17 protein-coding genes are annotated in these 16,020 nt (G+C 67.8%); 10 read left to right on the top strand and 7 right to left on the bottom strand.

Annotated elements, in window-relative coordinates; translation table 11 throughout:
- The first annotated feature begins 71 nt into the window (after positions 1–71).
- Positions 72–989: a cell division protein ZapE gene (zapE, locus tag GO592_RS27100; protein WP_007295521.1), complete on the top strand. Its 918-nt coding sequence runs from the start codon at positions 72–74 to the stop codon at positions 987–989.
- A gap of 43 nt (positions 990–1,032) precedes the next feature.
- On the opposite strand, the gene GO592_RS27095 is transcribed toward zapE, so the two are convergent.
- A complete protein-coding gene (locus GO592_RS27095) occupies positions 1,033–2,349 on the bottom strand; it encodes a TrpB-like pyridoxal phosphate-dependent enzyme (RefSeq protein WP_007295520.1) in 1,317 nt (438 codons plus the stop codon).
- A 115-nt stretch (positions 2,350–2,464) separates the two neighbouring features.
- Between GO592_RS27095 and GO592_RS27090 the strand changes: the two genes are divergently transcribed.
- From GO592_RS27090 to GO592_RS27070, 5 genes are read left to right on the top strand one after another with little or no spacing between them, the layout of a single operon-like run.
- Positions 2,465–3,439, top strand: a complete 975-nt coding sequence (locus GO592_RS27090) for a DUF4129 domain-containing protein (protein WP_039950176.1) — start codon at positions 2,465–2,467, stop codon at positions 3,437–3,439.
- Positions 3,421–3,903: a hypothetical protein gene (locus tag GO592_RS27085; RefSeq protein WP_007295518.1), complete on the top strand. Its 483-nt coding sequence runs from the start codon at positions 3,421–3,423 to the stop codon at positions 3,901–3,903. The genes GO592_RS27090 and GO592_RS27085 overlap by 19 nt, the downstream gene beginning before the upstream one ends.
- Positions 3,900–4,856 (top strand): AAA family ATPase, encoded by a 957-nt coding sequence (locus tag GO592_RS27080; protein WP_005263839.1) that lies wholly within the window; start codon positions 3,900–3,902, stop codon positions 4,854–4,856. Before GO592_RS27085 ends, GO592_RS27080 begins: the two co-directional genes overlap by 4 nt.
- Positions 4,853–6,076, top strand: a complete 1,224-nt coding sequence (locus GO592_RS27075; RefSeq protein WP_007295517.1) for a DUF58 domain-containing protein — start codon at positions 4,853–4,855, stop codon at positions 6,074–6,076. The genes GO592_RS27080 and GO592_RS27075 overlap by 4 nt, the downstream gene beginning before the upstream one ends.
- Positions 6,073–6,405 carry a hypothetical protein gene (locus tag GO592_RS27070; protein WP_039950173.1) on the top strand — a complete coding sequence of 111 codons (333 nt, stop codon included), beginning with the start codon at positions 6,073–6,075 and terminating at the stop codon, positions 6,403–6,405. Before GO592_RS27075 ends, GO592_RS27070 begins: the two co-directional genes overlap by 4 nt.
- Here GO592_RS27070 and GO592_RS27065 read toward each other — a convergent pair.
- The 3 genes from GO592_RS27065 to kstD form a co-directional block, all read right to left on the bottom strand.
- Complete coding sequence (locus GO592_RS27065; RefSeq protein WP_005263843.1) at positions 6,384–6,884, bottom strand: C40 family peptidase; 501 nt, start codon at positions 6,882–6,884, stop codon at positions 6,384–6,386. The genes GO592_RS27070 and GO592_RS27065 overlap by 22 nt on opposite strands.
- A 198-nt stretch (positions 6,885–7,082) precedes the next feature.
- Complete coding sequence (locus GO592_RS27060) at positions 7,083–7,949, bottom strand: MaoC/PaaZ C-terminal domain-containing protein (RefSeq protein ID WP_007295515.1); 867 nt, start codon at positions 7,947–7,949, stop codon at positions 7,083–7,085.
- Positions 7,939–9,657 carry a 3-oxosteroid 1-dehydrogenase gene (gene kstD, locus GO592_RS27055; protein WP_007295514.1) on the bottom strand — a complete coding sequence of 573 codons (1,719 nt, stop codon included), beginning with the start codon at positions 9,655–9,657 and terminating at the stop codon, positions 7,939–7,941. Before kstD ends, GO592_RS27060 begins: the two co-directional genes overlap by 11 nt.
- A gap of 147 nt (positions 9,658–9,804) precedes the next feature.
- Between kstD and GO592_RS27050 the strand changes: the two genes are divergently transcribed.
- Genes GO592_RS27050 through dmpG form a run of 3 tightly spaced genes read left to right on the top strand, consistent with a single transcriptional unit; the run spans position 9,805 to position 12,567 of the window.
- Positions 9,805–10,590, top strand: coding sequence for a 2-keto-4-pentenoate hydratase (locus GO592_RS27050; RefSeq protein WP_005244822.1), 786 nt, complete (start codon positions 9,805–9,807; stop codon positions 10,588–10,590).
- Between the two features lie 10 nt (positions 10,591–10,600).
- The gene (locus tag GO592_RS27045) at positions 10,601–11,503 is read left to right on the top strand and encodes an acetaldehyde dehydrogenase (acetylating) (RefSeq protein WP_007295513.1); all 903 of its coding nucleotides are present in this window, start codon (positions 10,601–10,603) and stop codon (positions 11,501–11,503) included.
- A 44-nt stretch (positions 11,504–11,547) separates the two neighbouring features.
- Entirely contained in the window at positions 11,548–12,567 is a 1,020-nt protein-coding gene (gene dmpG / locus GO592_RS27040) for a 4-hydroxy-2-oxovalerate aldolase (protein WP_162130642.1), read from the top strand.
- Positions 12,568–12,606: 39 nt separating this feature from the next.
- Here the strand turns inward: dmpG and GO592_RS27035 are convergent, their stop codons facing one another.
- The 3 genes from GO592_RS27035 to GO592_RS27025 form a co-directional block, all read right to left on the bottom strand.
- On the bottom strand, positions 12,607–12,984 hold the full coding sequence (locus GO592_RS27035) for a VOC family protein (protein ID WP_005574864.1): 378 nt from the start codon (positions 12,982–12,984) through the stop codon (positions 12,607–12,609).
- Positions 12,985–13,117: 133 nt separating this feature from the next.
- On the bottom strand, positions 13,118–13,465 hold the full coding sequence (locus GO592_RS27030; RefSeq protein ID WP_005244812.1) for a hypothetical protein: 348 nt from the start codon (positions 13,463–13,465) through the stop codon (positions 13,118–13,120).
- A 2-nt stretch (positions 13,466–13,467) separates the two neighbouring features.
- Positions 13,468–14,652, bottom strand: a complete 1,185-nt coding sequence (locus tag GO592_RS27025; protein WP_007295512.1) for a Rieske 2Fe-2S domain-containing protein — start codon at positions 14,650–14,652, stop codon at positions 13,468–13,470.
- A 190-nt stretch (positions 14,653–14,842) separates the two neighbouring features.
- Between GO592_RS27025 and hsaA the strand changes: the two genes are divergently transcribed.
- Entirely contained in the window at positions 14,843–16,018 is a 1,176-nt protein-coding gene (hsaA, locus tag GO592_RS27020) for a 3-hydroxy-9,10-secoandrosta-1,3,5(10)-triene-9,17-dione monooxygenase oxygenase subunit (protein ID WP_005244809.1), read from the top strand.
- Positions 16,019–16,020 lie beyond the last annotated feature (2 nt).

The following is a 16,020-nucleotide window of genomic DNA, read 5'->3' as shown; positions in this document are numbered from 1 at the left end:
GCCTCCTCACATCGGCTTGTCGCCCGAGACTCTACATTCGTAGTGTTTCCACTGTGGATGTAGAGGTTCTGTTGGACGACGCGCAGCGCGCGGCCGCGGCCGTCCTGCACGAGACCGCCGAGGGGCTGGAGCAGGGGCGGCTCGGAGTTCGCGGCGTGTACCTGTGGGGACCCGTCGGACGTGGCAAAACGTGGTTGATGGACCGCTTCTACGGGTCGGCGGAGGTCCCGAAGCGGCGCGTGCACTTCCACTCGTTCTTCCGCCGGCTCCACGCCGACGCGCACACGCTGGATTCCATCGACCTCGCGATCGATGCGGCACTCGGGGACGTCCGGCTGCTGTGCTTCGACGAGTTCCACCTGCACGACGTCGGGGACGCGATGCTGGTCGCGCGACTGCTGAAGGTCCTGTTTACCCGCGGGATCACGCTGGTGGCGACGTCGAACTATCCACCGGAGGGGCTGCTTCCGAATCCGCTGTTCCATCACCTGTTCGCGCCGTCGATCGCCGTGCTGGAACAGAATCTGACCGTCGTGCGGGTGGCCGGACCCGTCGACTACCGCACCGTGGCCACGGCGGACGGCGGGTTCGCTGCCGGACGTTTCGTCCGAACTTCCGACACGGAGCCTCCGGCACTGTCCGAGCGCGTCGCCCTGACCGTCGGGACCCGCACGGTGACGGCCTCCGCGGTGCGGGACCGCGCGGTCTGGTTCGAGTTCGCGGTGCTGTGCGGCACCCCGACCGCACCCGCCGACTATCTCGAACTGTCGGAGCGGTTCGGATGCTGGGCGATCACCGGTGTGCCCCGACTGCGGGAGACCGGCGCGGAGACCGTGCGGCGGTTCGCGAACGTCGTCGACGTGCTGTACGACCGGGGGACTTCGCTGACCCTGGTGGCCGAAGCATCGTGGGACGAGGTGTTCGCCGGACTCGACGGCACCCTCGACGTCGACCGGCTGGTGAGCAGGCTGTCGACGCTGAGCCGGTGACCACCGAGGCAGACCCGTGCGTGGGTCGGCCCCGGTGAATCGATCAGACGTACCGGCTGTATGCGGGGAGGTCCAGCTGGCCGTTGCCGGACAATCCGATGACCACGACCTCCGGTTCGGTGACGGTTCGGGCGTGCGCGATAGCCGCGGCCACGCCGTGCGTCGATTCCGGAGCGGGGATGATGCCCTCGGCGCGGGCGAAGAGCAGGCCCGCGGCGAGTGCGTCGTCCTGTTCGATCGCGGTCGCCTCCATCAGCCCGAGGGCGACGGCGTGCGAGACCATCGGCGACATGCCGTGGTACCGCAGGCCACCCGCGTGGATGGCGGGCGGAACGAAATCGTTGCCCAGCGTGTACATCTTCAACAGCGGCGTCAGGCCGGCGACGTCGCCGAAGTCGTAGCGGTATTCGCCCTGCGTCAGCGATGGGCACGCCGCAGGCTCGCAGGCGACGAGACGGGTGGTGGTGCCCTCGCGGAGATTGCGACCCAGGAACGGGAAGGTCAGGCCCGCGAGATTGGAACCACCGCCGGCGCAACCGAATACCGTGTGCGCGACAGGCTCACCCGCCTCCTCCAGCTGGACCATCGCTTCCTGGCCGATCACGGTCTGGTGGAGCATGACGTGGTTGAGGACGCTGCCCAGCGAGTAGTGCGCGTCGGGGTTGTTGGCGGCCACCTCGACGGCCTCGCTGATCGCCATGCCCAGCGAACCGGTGGTGTCGGGATGCTCGGCCAGGATCGCCCGCCCGGCTTCGGTGAGGTCGGACGGAGACGGATGACAGATGCCGCCGTAGGCCTCCATCTGGAGTCGGCGGTACGGCTTGGCGTCGAACGAGGCGCGAACCTGCCAGACCTCCACCTCGAGGCCGAGCAGGGCGCCGGCGAACGACAGCGACGCGCCCCACTGGCCCGCACCGGTCTCGGTGGTGAGCTTGGTGGTCCCCTCGAGCGCGTTGTAATAGGCCTGTGCCACAGCCGTGTTCGGCTTGTGCGATCCGACCGGGCTGACACCCTCGTATTTGTAGTAGATCCGTGCCGGTGTGCCGAGCACTCGCTCGAGCCGGTGTGCGCGCACCAGCGGCGACGGGCGCCACATGCCGTAGATCTCGCGGACCGTTTCGGGGATCTCGATGTACCGTTCCGTCGCGACCTCCTGTTCGATCAGGCTCGCGGGGAACAGCGGTGCCAGGTCCTCCGGTCCCAGTGGCTCACGTGTGCCGGGATGCAGGTGCGGCGGAACGGGTTCCGGAAGATCGGCGGCAAGGTTGTACCAGTGCGTGGGTACGGCCGAGGGAACCGAAACCCCCAGAGGTTCCAGCGATCGAGCCAGTTCGGCTCCGGTTACCGGGGACGTGGTCAAGTAACTCTCCTTCGTGGATGGATACGTCCCGAACATGCTGCGCTGTCCGCCGCCCCGAACGGGTGATTTTCCCGGTCCGCGCGTGTCACGATGGAGGGGCAACTCGGGAGTGAGGATGCCGGACCGTCGCGTGCGAAGCAGGGTCGTCCACACGGTCGCCCTGCTGGCGGCCGTCGTGACGGTCACCCTTGCGGTCCGGGTGGTCCCCGCGCCCGACACCCCCGCGACACCGTCGGAGCCGGGCGCAGGTGCGACGCGCGCCCTGGTCATCCTCTCGGCGATCGCCATCGTCGTCGCGGCGGCGGCGCTGGCGTCCGCCCTTCGCAGCGGCCGGCCGCGGGTCGCCCCCGATCCGCCGCCGGCAGGGCTCACCGGAAACACCGGCTCCTCGGTCTCGCGTCGGCACATTCTCGGATGGGCGGCGTTCGCCTCGCTCCTCGTGGCCGCGGCGTTCCTCCTCGGGTCCGTCGGTGGAGACGAACCACTCGACCGTCAACCGTCGCCGGCGAGCCCGGCCGCCGACGACGGGGCCGGCCGTACCGACGAGGCCGTGCCCACCGAGACTCGTCCGCCGCCCGACCTGGTGGACGAGACCCGCGAGGATCTGACGGAATTGTGGACCGCTGCAGCGATTGCCGGTCCGATACTGGTGACCGTGCTGATCCTCGGCACCGTGGCCCGGCGCCCCCTCCGGGCCCGGGTCGGCGCCTGGACCGCGGCGAGTTCCCCCGACGGTCCGGCTGCCTCGCAGTCGCTGGCCCGGGCAGCGGAGGAAGGTCTCGCCGTGGTCGTGGCCCCGAGTCTGCCGCCGCGCGAGGCCATCATCGCCAGTTACGCCGCCATGGAAGATGCCCTGCGCGAGGCGCCGGGCGCCGAACCGCGGGAGTCGGACACCCCGTCCGAAGTGCTGGCTCGCGCAGTGCAACTCGGAGCGCTGCGCTTCGAGGCGGCGGCGCCGCTGGTGCGGCTGTTCTCCGAGGCACGGTTCAGCCTGCATCCGATGGGCGAACAGCACCGCGACGAGGCCGCCGATCTGCTCCGGCGTGTGCTCGACGACCTGGGGAGCGACGCGTGCTCGCCGTCGCGGTAGCCGGTGTCGGGGCCGTGCTGGCCGTGGAGGTTCCGCTGGTGGCCGCCGGCCGGTACAGTGCGGCCGTGCTGGTCGCGGGAGCGGTGACCGCGCTGGTGCTCTTCGAGATTCGACGACGCATGGCACCCGTCGACGTCGACGACCAGCCCCCGGGAATGGAGGCGGAACGGGCCGAGGCGACGGCCCGCTGGATGGCGCGGACGGAATCATTGATCAGCTGGGCGGACGGTACGCGCGGCGACTGGGATCACCATCTGCGTCCGCTCCTGGCGCGTGAGTTCCAGCAGTCCACCGGACAGCGGCAGGGACCCGACCCCGCCGACACCGCAGCCGCGGGTGAGGTGTTCTTCGGCGACTTGTGGCAGTGGGTCGATCCCGAGTGCGTGCGGCGCTCCGACAGGGCCGCACCCGGTCCGGGCCGGGACGTGCTCGACCGGATCCTGCAACGGCTGGAGCAGCTGTGACGATGCCTGCCGAGGTCACCACCGCGCGCGCCCACGCGGTGCTGGCGGAGGTCGAACGGGCGGTGGTCGGCAAGCACGACGAACTCACGTCGATCCTGCTCGCGGTACTCGCCGGCGGGCACGTGCTCATCGAGGATCTGCCCGGGCTCGGAAAGACTTTGGTGGCACGATCGTTCGCTGCCGCGCTCGGGCTCGACTTCACGCGGGTCCAGTTCACCCCCGACCTGCTGCCCGCCGACCTGCTCGGCGCCACCATCTACGACATGCCGTCGGGTCGCTTCGAATTTCGTCCGGGCCCGATCTTCACCAACCTGCTTCTCGCCGACGAGATCAACCGCACCCCGCCCAAGACCCAGGCCGCGCTGCTCGAGGCGATGGCGGAGGGGCAGGTCAGCGTCGACGGCACCACCCGGATCCTGCCGCGTCCCTTCATCGTGCTCGCCACCGACAATCCCATCGAGTACGAGGGCACCTACCCGCTGCCCGAGGCGCAGCTGGACCGGTTCGCGCTCCGCCTGCGACTGGGGTACCTCACCGAGACCGACGAGCACGAGATGCTGCGCCGGCGGCTCGACCGGGGATCCGCCGCCGTCGTCGTCGAGCAGGTGGTCGATGCGGCCGACCTCCTGGCGATGCGCGAATCGCTCGAGCAGGTCAGTGTTCATCACGACGTCCTCGGGTATGTCGTCGCGCTCGCGAACGCCACCCGGCATCACCCGCAGGTCGAGGTCGGGGCCAGCCCCCGCGCGGAACTCGACCTCGTACAGCTGGCACGGGCGCGCGCCCTGCTCTCGGGCCGCGACTTCGTCATTCCCGAGGACATCAAAGCCCTGGCCGTTCCCGCTGTCGCGCACCGCATCAGCCTGCGACCGGAGATGTGGGTGCGCCGCATCCGCAGCGACGACGTCCTCGCGGAACTGCTGCGCCGTCTCCCCGCGCCGAGGGCCCGATGACGGAGCACCAGTTGACGTGGCGGGCATCGCCGGCAGCCCTCGCACTGACGACCTGCGCCGCTGTGGCACTGACGGCGGGTGTCATGGGGCGGTGGTGGGAACTGATCGTGTTCGCCGCCCCGATGCTGGGAGCGCTCGGCGCGGTGACGTGGTTGCCCCGTCCGGCCACCGGCGTCCGCGTCGAGGCGTCGGCGCGCACGCTGCGGTGTTTCGAATCCGAGTCCGTGCACTTCTCGGTGGACGTGACGGCGTGCGGTGGTGCGGCGGAACTCGAGGTGGCACCGGCGCCGTCCGACGGCTACACGGTCGAGCAGGTCGGCGACGGCGACTACGTGGTGTCGGCGGACCGGTGGGGCCGGTACGAACCCGCACTGACGGTCACGGCACGTGCCGGCGGCGGCCTGCTCACCGCCTCCCTCCCGGTTCCGGTCACCGAACTGCGGGTGTTCCCGTTGGCGCCGCCCATGCCGACTCCGTTGCCCCACGCCACACTTCCGGACCGCATCGGCGCGCACCGCACCCGCCGATTCGGCTCGGGCGTCGAGTTCGGGGACATCCGGCCGCACGCGCCGGGGGATCCGTTGCGCAGCGTCAACTGGCCGGTGAGCGCCCGGCGCGGCCGGTTGCACGTCACCGAACGGATCATGGACCGCGCCGCGGACGTCGTGGCCGTCCTCGACACCACCCCGCAGGCGCCGGGACCGGCGTCGGAGAGCCTGCACCGGACCGTGCGCGGCGCGACACAGGTGGTGCAGACGGCCCTGCAGCGCGGCGACCGGGCCGGGGTCGTCGTCCACGGGCTCCGGCTGCGATGGCTCGGCGCCGACATCGGACGCAGGCAGTTCTACCGAATCCTCGACACGGTGCTCGACTCCGACGCCGGCGCCGCCGAAGGCACACTCGTCCCGCGGGTCGCGTTGCCGCCGAGGGCCGTGGTCATCGCGTTCTCCACCATGTTGGACACCAACTTCGCGCTGTCGCTGCTGGAGCTGAGGCGGCGCGGTCACGTCGTCGTGGCCGTCGACGTGCTCCACGGCCCGCCGTTCGAGTACGAACTCGATCCGATGACCGGCAGGATGTGGCGGCTCGAGCGGCGGAACATGTACCGGAACATGGGCGTTCTCGGGGTCCCGGTGGTGGCGTGGGACGACGATTCCGCACTGGATCTGGCGCTGGCCCTCGCCGATCGTGCCCGCCGGCCGTCGGGGGCACTCCGATGAGATGGATTGCGGTGGTCGTGGTACAGGCGGCGCTGGTCGCCCTCGTCCTGGGCAACGCGTCCGCGTTCGCGGCGGCCGCCGCGGGTGTCGGGGCGACGGGACTGCTGCTCGTCGCGTACACCGGTCTCGCACCGGGAATCTCGACGCTGCTGGTGGGCGCGGTCGTCACCGGCGTCGCGGCGTCTCTGGCAGCGGCACTGCCGGACGGGCCGGCATGGGTGTCCCTGCTCGGGCCGGTTGCGGCGGTGGTGCTGTTCCTCGTCGCGGTGTGGCCGTACGTCGCCCGGCGCACGCCCACGACCGAGGATCAGAACCGGCGGATGCTGTAGATGTGGAACTGCGACAGCGGCGCCAGACCCACGGGCACGCCGCGCCCGTACGCATTGAAGACCTGACCGAAGCCGGCGTAGATACCGATGTGCGACGCGTCCGGGTTGAGCACCACGATGTCGCCGGGAGCCAGCGCCCACAGCGGAATGGGTGCGCCGACCTCGGCCTGCTCCCACGTGGTGCGTGGCAGATTCACCCCCGCCTGCCGGAATGCCCACTGCACCAGCCCCGAGCAGTCCCACGCGTCCGGACCCGTCCCACCCCACAGATAGGGCTTGCCCGTCTGGGTCGTCGCGGCCGCGAGCGCGGCCAGCCCGGTCGGGGTGGGAATGGGTGTCGGGAGAACGGACGAACCCATCGAACTGCCGCCGGTGCTGCCGCTGTCGGAACTGCCCGCCACCGGTGCGGCGTTCGCGGGAAGAGCAACGAGGGCGGTCGCACAGAACGCGAGAGCACCGGCAACGGCAGCGCGTCGCACGGGACGGAGATGTCTGCGCTGGGACACGAGGTCCCCCCTTTGTTCGCTACTGCTCGTGGAGAGCCGTGGAACCGCCCCGACCATCGGTTGACACGTCTCGATGAGGTCACGGAAAGCGTACAAAGTGTTGCGGCATCATGCCTGATAATTGCGAATATCCGTCCGAACTGGGCGGATTCGGTCAAGTTTCGGTGACTGTCACCCCTGGGCCAGGGTCAGCACCACGTCTGCCAGGGCCGGAGCATGATCGCGCTCGGGAACCGTGGCCGAGATGAGGAGCCGGCCCTCGTCCCGCCAGATCCGCGTGTGCAGCGTCTCGCCGGGAAAAACCACCCCCGCGAACCGGACTCGGAACCCCGCGACCTGCGACGCGTCCGAGTCGAGCACCGCGTCCACGGCCGCTTTGCACACCATCCCGTACGTGCACAGGCCGTGCAGAATCGGGGCGGGAAACCCTGCGGCGGAAGCGAACTTCGGGTCGGAATGCAGGGGGTTGCGGTCGCCGCACATCCGGTACATCAGCGCCTGCTGCGGAAGGACGGGGGTGTCGACCTCGACGTCGGCAGGCCGGTCGGGCAACTCGACGGACTGGGACGGTCCGCGCTCACCCCCGAAACCGCCTTCGCCGCGGGCGAAGATGGACGACCGCCCGGTCCACAGGGGAGTGCCGTCGAGGTCGGTGGTCGTCGATTCCTGCACGATGACGGCGGCCTTGCCCTTGTCCCACACTTCGGCGATTCGGGTGGTGGTGCGGGCCTTGCCCTCCGGGGGAATCGGCTGGTGCACGGTCACTTCCTGGCTGCCGTGCACCACGTTGGCGAGGTCGATCTCGACTCCCGGGAACGACACACGCGGGGCCTCGGTCGCGTGGAAATTCGCGGCCACCGTGGCGAACGTGGGGAGCACCTGCGGCTTCCCGTCGGTGAGGTACCGCAACTCCTTCTCGTCGAGCGGACGGGATCCGGCACCGAGAGCGAGGTGGTAGTGCTGCACGTCGGAACTGGTCCAGGAGAACTTCTGAACGGGCAGTTCGGCTCCGATGGCGATGTTCGGATCAATGGGCATTGGTGGTGTCTCCGGTGAGTGACGTCGGGGAATCGGCCTGGGAGAACTTGTCGAGGATATCGAGAACCGCGAGATAGCCGAACGTCATCGCCGGGCCGATGGTCGCGCCGGGGCCTGCGTAGGTGTGGCCCATCACCGGGCCGCTGGCATTGCCCACCGCATAGAGGTTCTCGATCGTGCTGCCGTCCTCCCGCAGCACGCGGGCGTTGCGGTCGGTGCGGAGACCGCCCTTGGTGCCGAGGTCGCCGGGGACCATTTTGACGGCGAAGAACGGCGCCTTCTCGAGCGCCCCGAGGCTCGGATTGGGCTTGTTGCGGGGATCCCCGTAGTAGTGGTCGTAACCGCTCTCACCACGGCCGAAGTCCTCGTCCTTGCCGTTCCGGGCGAAAGTGTTGAAACGCGAGACCGTTTCGGTGAGTGCGTCGACCGGCACGCCGATCTTCCCGGCCAGCTCGGCGACGGTGCCCGCCTTGACGATCACACCGGCCTTCAGCCAGCGACCCGGGAACGGGGAGCGCGGGGTGACTCCGGCGAACGCGTACCGGTCGCGGTAACGCTGGTCGAGGACGAGCCAGCACGGCACGTTTTCGCCCGGTCCGTCACCCTGCCCGTGCGTGCCGCCGTACATCGCGTGCGTCGCCTCGACGTACGGCGCGGATTCGTTGACGAAGCGCTTGCCGGATTCGTTGATCATGATGCAGCCGGGCAGGCTCCGTTCGGACAGCGCGAACCACGGGCCGCCGGTCAGCGGGATGGACGGTCCCCACCAGGCGTCTTCCATCAGATCGAGCGCGGCGCCGAGCTTTTCGCCCGCCCAGATGCCGTCGCCCGTGTTGGCCTTCGCGCCGACGGTCCATTCGGTGCCGATCGGTGCCCGCTGATACTTCTTGCGGGCCTCGTCGTTGTGCTCGAAGCCACCCGAGGCGATCACGACGCCGCGGCGCGCCCGGAACACCTGCGGCTGTCCGTCGACCGTGGCGTTGACGCCCTTGACCACGCCGTCCTCCACGTACAGGTCGGTGAGCGGGGTGTCGAGCAGGATCGGGACACCGGCGGCCTTCAGTCCGGCCTGCAGTCCGGCGACGAGCGCCTGACCGCGGACGAGCAGGCGCTTCCCGGTGAGCTTGGCGCCGAGGAATCGGAGCCCGACCCGGGCGGCGCGCAGCGGGCCGCGCGGGTTGCGCATCAGCAGGTTCAGCCAGCGGTAATCGGCTTGGGTGATCACGAAATTCGACGGTGCCTTGACGTAATCGGGTTCGAGCTTCGCGAGGTCGGCGCCGAGTTTCCTGCCGTCGAACGGTGTCGGTTCGACGGACCGTCCGCCGAGCCGTCCGCCGGGGGCCTCGGGGTAGTAGTCGGAGTATTCGGGCACCCACTGCAGTTTCAGTGGGCTGTTCTTCAGCACGAACGACAGCATCTCGGGGCCGCGGTCGATGTAGGCGTCGATCCGGTCCTTCGGGACGACGTCGCCGATGATGCTGTGCAGGTAGGTCCGAGCGGCGTCCGTGGTGTCCTCGACTCCCGCGGCGATCAGCGCCTCGTTGTTCGGGATCCACACGCCACCGCCGGAGCGGGCGGTGGAGCCGCCGAAGTGCGGCGCCTTTTCGAGGATGACGACGCTGAGTCCCTTGTGGGCCGCGGTGAGGGCCGCGGTCATTCCACCGGCACCGCTACCGACGACCACGATGTCGTATTCGTGCTTGCTCATGTAGAACACGTTATAGAATGATGGGGTTGTCAGTCCATCCTTTCTGCCAGGAAGTATTACTGACGACAACAAACAAGAACGAAACACGTTGCAGTGGAAACCGGTGGGCGTGCGCACGCAAACGAACTTCAGGGAAGGTCCTCAACCATGCTCTCGACCCAACTACGCACCGAGTTGGCGAATCAGCTCGACGCCGCGGAACGGGGCCGCGCTCCCATCGGCCCCCTGACCGCGGACCATCCCGACATCGACGTCGTCGACGCCTACGAGATCCAGCTGATCAACATCCGCCGCCGGCTGCAGGACGGAGCAAAGGTCGTCGGGCACAAGGTCGGCCTGTCGTCCCTCGCCATGCAGCAGATGATGGGCGTCGACGAACCCGACTACGGCCACCTGCTCGCCGACATGGAGGTCTTCGAGGACCAGCCCGTCGACACGGCGCGGTTCTGCTTCCCGCGCGTCGAGGTCGAGGTCGCGTTCGTGCTGGGCGCCGACCTCCCCGGCGCAGGCTGCACCGAGCAGGACGTCCTGGACGCCACCGTGGCGTTCGCGCCGTCCATCGAGCTGATCGACAGCCGGATCACCGATTGGAAGATCACACTGCCGGACACGATCGCGGACAACGCGTCGTCCGCCGGTTTCGTGCTCGGCAAGAACCGGGTGCGGCCCGCGGACATCGACATCACGGCCATCGACGCCGTCCTGACGAGCAACGGCGAGACCAAGGCCGAGGGACGCAGCGACGCCGTCCTCGGCAACCCGGTGACGGCCGTCGCCTGGCTCGCGCAGAAGGTCGAGAGCTTCGGCGTCCGGCTGAAGGCCGGCGACATCGTGCTGCCCGGATCGTGCACCCGCGCCATCGACGCGCATCCGGGCGATCACTTCCGCGCCGAGTTCAGTGGGCTCGGCTCCGTATCCCTGCAGTTCAAGTAGGAGTGTGTTCATGACCAAGGCAAGTGTGGCGATCGTCGGTTCGGGCAACATCAGCACCGACCTGCTCTACAAGCTGCAGCGATCCGAGTGGCTCGAACCCCGGTGGATGATCGGGATCGACCCCGAGAGCGAGGGCCTGGCACGGGCCCGCAAGATGGGACTGGAGACGTCGGCCGAGGGTGTCGACTGGTTGCTGAACCAGCCGGAGAAACCCGATCTCGTCTTCGAGGCCACGTCCGCGTACGTGCATCGGGAGGCAGCACCGCGGTACGAGGCCGCCGGCATCCGGGCCGTCGACCTGACACCCGCCGCCGTCGGACCCGCCGTGGTCCCGCCGGCGAACCTGCGCGAACACCTCGGCGCCCCCAACGTCAACATGATCACGTGCGGAGGACAGGCCACGATCCCGATCGTGTACGCCGTCTCCCGCGTCGTCGACGTGCCGTACGCCGAGATCGTCGCGTCGGTGGCATCCGTCTCCGCGGGCCCGGGCACCCGCGCCAACATCGACGAGTTCACCAAGACCACCAGCCGCGGCATCGAAACCATCGGCGGAGCGCAGCGCGGCAAGGCCATCATCATCCTCAACCCGGCCGACCCGCCGATGATCATGCGGGACACGATCTTCTGCGCGATACCCGAGGACGCCGACCGCGCCGCCATCACCGATTCCATCCACCGCGTCATCGCGGACATCCAGCAGTACGTCCCCGGCTACCGGCTGCTCAACGAACCGCAATTCGACGACCCGAGCGTCGTGTCGGGCGGGCAGGCGACGGTCACGACGTTCGTCGAGGTCGAGGGTGCAGGCGACTTCCTGCCCCCGTACGCGGGCAACCTCGACATCATGACCGCAGCGGCAACCAAGGTGGGCGAGGAGATCGCCCAGAAGCTCCTGAGTGTGGAGGCATGAGCACTATGGTCCAATTCGACGGGGCGAGCGGAGCGACGGGAAATATGCGCAGCAGTTGGGACATCCGCGTCACCGACACCTCACTGCGGGACGGTTCGCACCACAAGCGGCACCAATTCACCGGTGAGGAGGTCCGGGCCATCGTCGGTGCGCTCGACAACGCCGGGGTCCCGGTCATCGAGGTGACGCACGGCGACGGACTCGGTGGGTCCTCGTTCAACTACGGGTTCTCCAAGGTCCCGGAGCAGGAACTCATCTCGATCGCCGTCGACACGGCGAAGAACGCGAAGATCGCCTTCCTCATGCTGCCGGGGCTCGGCATCAAGGACGACATCATCGTCGCCCAGGACAACGGCGCCTCGATTTGCCGCATCGCCACGCACTGCACCGAGGCGGACGTGTCCATCCAGCACTTCGGGCTGGCCCGCGACCGCGGTCTCGAGACCGTCGGCTTCCTGATGATGGCGCATTCGATCGCACCGGAAAAGCTCGCCAAGCAGGCCCGCATCATGGCCGACGCGGGCTGCCAGTGCGTGTACGTCGTCGACTCCGCAGGCGCGCTCGTGCTCGAGCAGGTGTCGGACCGCGTCGAGGCGCTGGTGCAGGAACTCGGCTCGGACGCACAGGTGGGTTTCCACGGTCACGAGAACCTCGGACTCGGTGTGGCCAACTCGATCGCCGCCGTCCGGGCGGGTGCCAAGCAGATCGACGGCAGCACACGACGATTCGGCGCCGGTGCCGGTAACGCGCCGGTCGAGGCGTTTGTCGGCGTGTGCGACAAGATCGGTATCAAGACGGGGATCGACTTCTTCGCGATCGCCGACGCCGCCGAGGACGTGGTGCGTCCGGCGATGCCCGCCGAATGCCTCCTCGACCGTCAGGCGCTGATGATGGGCTACGCCGGCGTCTACTCGAGCTTCCTCAAGCACGCCGAACGCCAGGCCGAACGGTACGGCGTTTCGTCCGCCGAACTCCTCGTCCGCGCCGGCAAGCGCAAGCTCGTCGGCGGCCAGGAAGATCAGCTCATCGACATCGCCCTCGAACTGCAGCGCGAGCGCCTGTGAGTACTTATCAACGTCCCGCGGTTAATAAGTACTCACGGGTCAGCGGGCGGTCTCCCACAGCCCGACGACGTTGCCCTCGGAGTCGGTGAAGTATGCGGCGAATCCCATGTTCCCGACCGGGGTCCTGCCGGTGACGGTCTTGCCACCGAGGGATTCGATCCGTTCGAGGGCGGATTCGATGCTCTCGACGTCGACGGTGACCACGGGAGAGGTCACCTCCCCGCGCTGCATCATGCCGCCGTTGATGTAACCCGGTTCGTCGGGCATGCCGCTCTCACCGACGGGTCCGGTGGTGACCATGCTGTAGTCCATGTCGGGGATCTCGGCGATGGCCCACCCGAATGCGTCCCGATAGAACGCTCGTGCGCGGTCACCGTCGTCGAAGGGGATCTCGAAGTGCACGATTCGGCCTGTCATGGCGCGCCTCCGGCTCGGCTGGAACCGCCGGATCCGACGGCACATCCAGCCTAAGCGCCCAATGTGACATTCGTGCAGCCTGACTGCACGAATGTCACATCGGGCGACGCATCCGCCGCAGCGGTACCGACGACTATTCGACGCGATCCCGCACGTCGATGAACCCCTCCATCACCGCGTGGTTGATGCTGTCCCACAGTCGCGGGCACCCCTCGCGGAGCGCGGTGGACTGTCCCTCGCCGACGGCGTCCCGGAACGTCGGGCACGTCTTCGCAGGGTCGTCCGTCCACTGGACGCTCGTGTGCTTGAGGCTGTTCTTGCGCACCAGCACACAGGTTCCGCACGTACGGCACTCGACTTCGTTCATGCCGTCGTCGAGGTAATTGGCCTTGTCGGCCAACGTTTGCGCATGAATGGCCTCGAGCCGAGCAGGCTGCCCGGCGAAGTCGGGAGCTTTGGCCCATTCGGTCGAGGCACTCATGATCAGACCTGCGCTTCCTTGCTTTCGGACGGCTCCGCAGTCGTGCTTTCGGACCGCTCCGCGGCCTCGCGTTCGGCCTTCTGACGGGCCAGGTTCTCCTCGACCTCGTGCTGCCAGGCTTCGTTGGCCTTGGTGGTGTCGACCTCGAACTCGAAGCGCTGCGTCATCTTGTCGGTGACGTCGGCGACGTCGACGTAGAACTGGTCGTACCAGCGTCGCAGCTGGTAGACCGGACCGTCCTCGTCGCAGAGCAGGGGGTTGTCGATCTTGGTCTTGTTCTTCCAGATCTCGACGTCCTGCAGGAATCCCTCGGCGATGCCCTCGGTGAACTTCGCGGCCAGCTTGTCGGCGGTGTCGTCGTCGATGCCGGTCGGCTTCTTGACGGTGACGCCGTACTGGAGCATGAACGAATTGTTCGTCACCGGATAGTGGCAGTTGATCAGGACGCTCTCGACCTCGTACCCGCCGTAGCTGTTCCACAGCGGATTGATCATGTAGGACGGCCCGTAGTACGCGGCCTCGGAGCGCAGCAGCGATTCCATGCCGTACTGCGTCGCCATCCCGACGTCCGGGCGACCCTTCGTGTTGAGGTACTGCGTTGCGATGTGGCCTTCGAAGACGTTCTTGAAATACGTCGGGAACGCGTAGTGAATGTAGAAGAAGTGCGCCATGTCGACCACGTTGTCGATGATCTCGCGGCAGTTGGACCCTTCGATCAGCATCGAGCTCCAGGTCCAGTCGGTCCATTCGTCGCTGTAGGCGCCCTCGATGCGGGGGATGGTCACGTTCTCCGGCGGGGGATTGCCCTCCGGGTCGTTCCAGACGAACAGCTGGCCGTTCTGCTCGAGGGTGAGCCACGCCCGGGTGCGGGCGATCGGGGGAACCCGGCGTGCGTAGGGAATGCTGGTGCACTTGCCGTTGCCGCCCCAGCGCCAGTCGTGGAACGGGCAGGCCACGGAGTCGCCCTTCACGGTGCCCTGCGACAGGTCGCCGCCCATGTGCCGGCAATACGCGTCCAGAACCTTCAGTTCGCCCTTGCTGTCGGCGAAGACGACGAGTTTGGTGCCGAATGCCTCGATCGAATGCGGTTTGCCGTCCTTGAACGTCTTGGTCAAACCGAGGCAGTGCCAACCACGCGCGAAGCGGGTCTGGACCGTGCCCACATCGATCTCGCGAATCTGCGCCATTGTGCCCTCACATCCCTTCATGCTGTTAGTAGAACACGTTATAGAACTTCGACACGATCCGCCAGATTTTCGGGGGCTTTCTTCCAGACCCGGGCCGTCAAACAGCACCTTTACCGGTATCTCGACATAAATGGGAACGTGTTCTAGTCTCAGAAGATAAGTGAACCATCGAACGAGACAGGAGCGTCCTGTGGGTGACCATGACAGTCACGAGGTGATGCAGCGGCTCGACGCACTACTGCCGACGCTGCGAGAGCGTGCGCAGGAGACCGAGGATCTACGTCGTATCCCCGACGATTCCATGAAGGCGCTCCAGGAGACCGGATTCTTCCGGTTGCTCCAGCCCGAACAATGGGGTGGCTACCAGGCGGATCCGGTGCTGTTCTACTCCGCGGTGCGGAAGATCGCGAGCGCCTGCGGTTCCACCGGCTGGGTCTCGTCGATCATCGGTGTCCACAACTGGCATCTCGCGCTGTTCTCGCAGCAGGCTCAGGAAGACGTGTGGGGCAACGACACCGACGTCCGCATCTCGTCCTCGTATGCGCCGATGGGCGCCGGCCAGGTCGTCGACGGCGGCTACACGGTCAACGGTGCCTGGGCCTGGTCGTCCGGCTGTGATCACGCCAGCTGGGCGGTGCTCGGTGGGCCCGTCATCAAGGACGGCCGCCCGGTCGACTTCGTCAGCTTCCTGATTCCGCGCGAGGACTACCGGATCGACGACGTGTGGAATGTGGTGGGACTTCGCGGAACCGGCAGCAACACCGTGGTGGTGGAGGACGTGTTCGTTCCGACGCACCGCGTTCTCAGCTTCAAGGCGATGAGCAACCTCACCGCTCCCGGGCTCGAGCGCAACACCGCGCCCGTCTACAAGATGCCCTGGGGGACAATCCATCCCACCACCATCTCCGCGCCGATCGTCGGGATGGCCTACGGCGCCTACGACGCGCACGTCGAACATCAGGGCAAGCGCGTCCGCGCAGCGTTCGCCGGTGAGAAGGCGAAAGACGACCCGTTCGCCAAGGTTCGCATCGCCGAGGCCTCGAGTGACATCGACGCCGCCTGGCGCCAGCTGTCGGGGAACGTCGCCGACGAATACGCGCTGCTCGTCGCGGGTGAAGAAGTGCCGTTCGAGCTGCGGCTGCGGGCACGCCGCGACCAGGTGCGCGCCACGGGCCGCGCCATTTCGTCCATCGACAAACTGTTCGAGAGTTCGGGGGCCACCGCGCTGGCCAACGGCACGCCGCTGCAGCGTTTCTGGCGGGACGCGCACGCCGGACGCGTCCACGCGGCCAACGATCCCGAGCGCGCCTATGTCATGTACGGCACAGGCGAATTCGGTCTGCCCATCACCGACACGATGGTCTAGGA

This window comes from Rhodococcus sp. 21391 (genome assembly GCF_016772255.1).
GTDB lineage: Bacteria > Actinomycetota > Actinomycetes > Mycobacteriales > Mycobacteriaceae > Rhodococcus_F > Rhodococcus_F opacus.
This window is presented reverse-complemented; position numbering and strand designations above follow the sequence as displayed.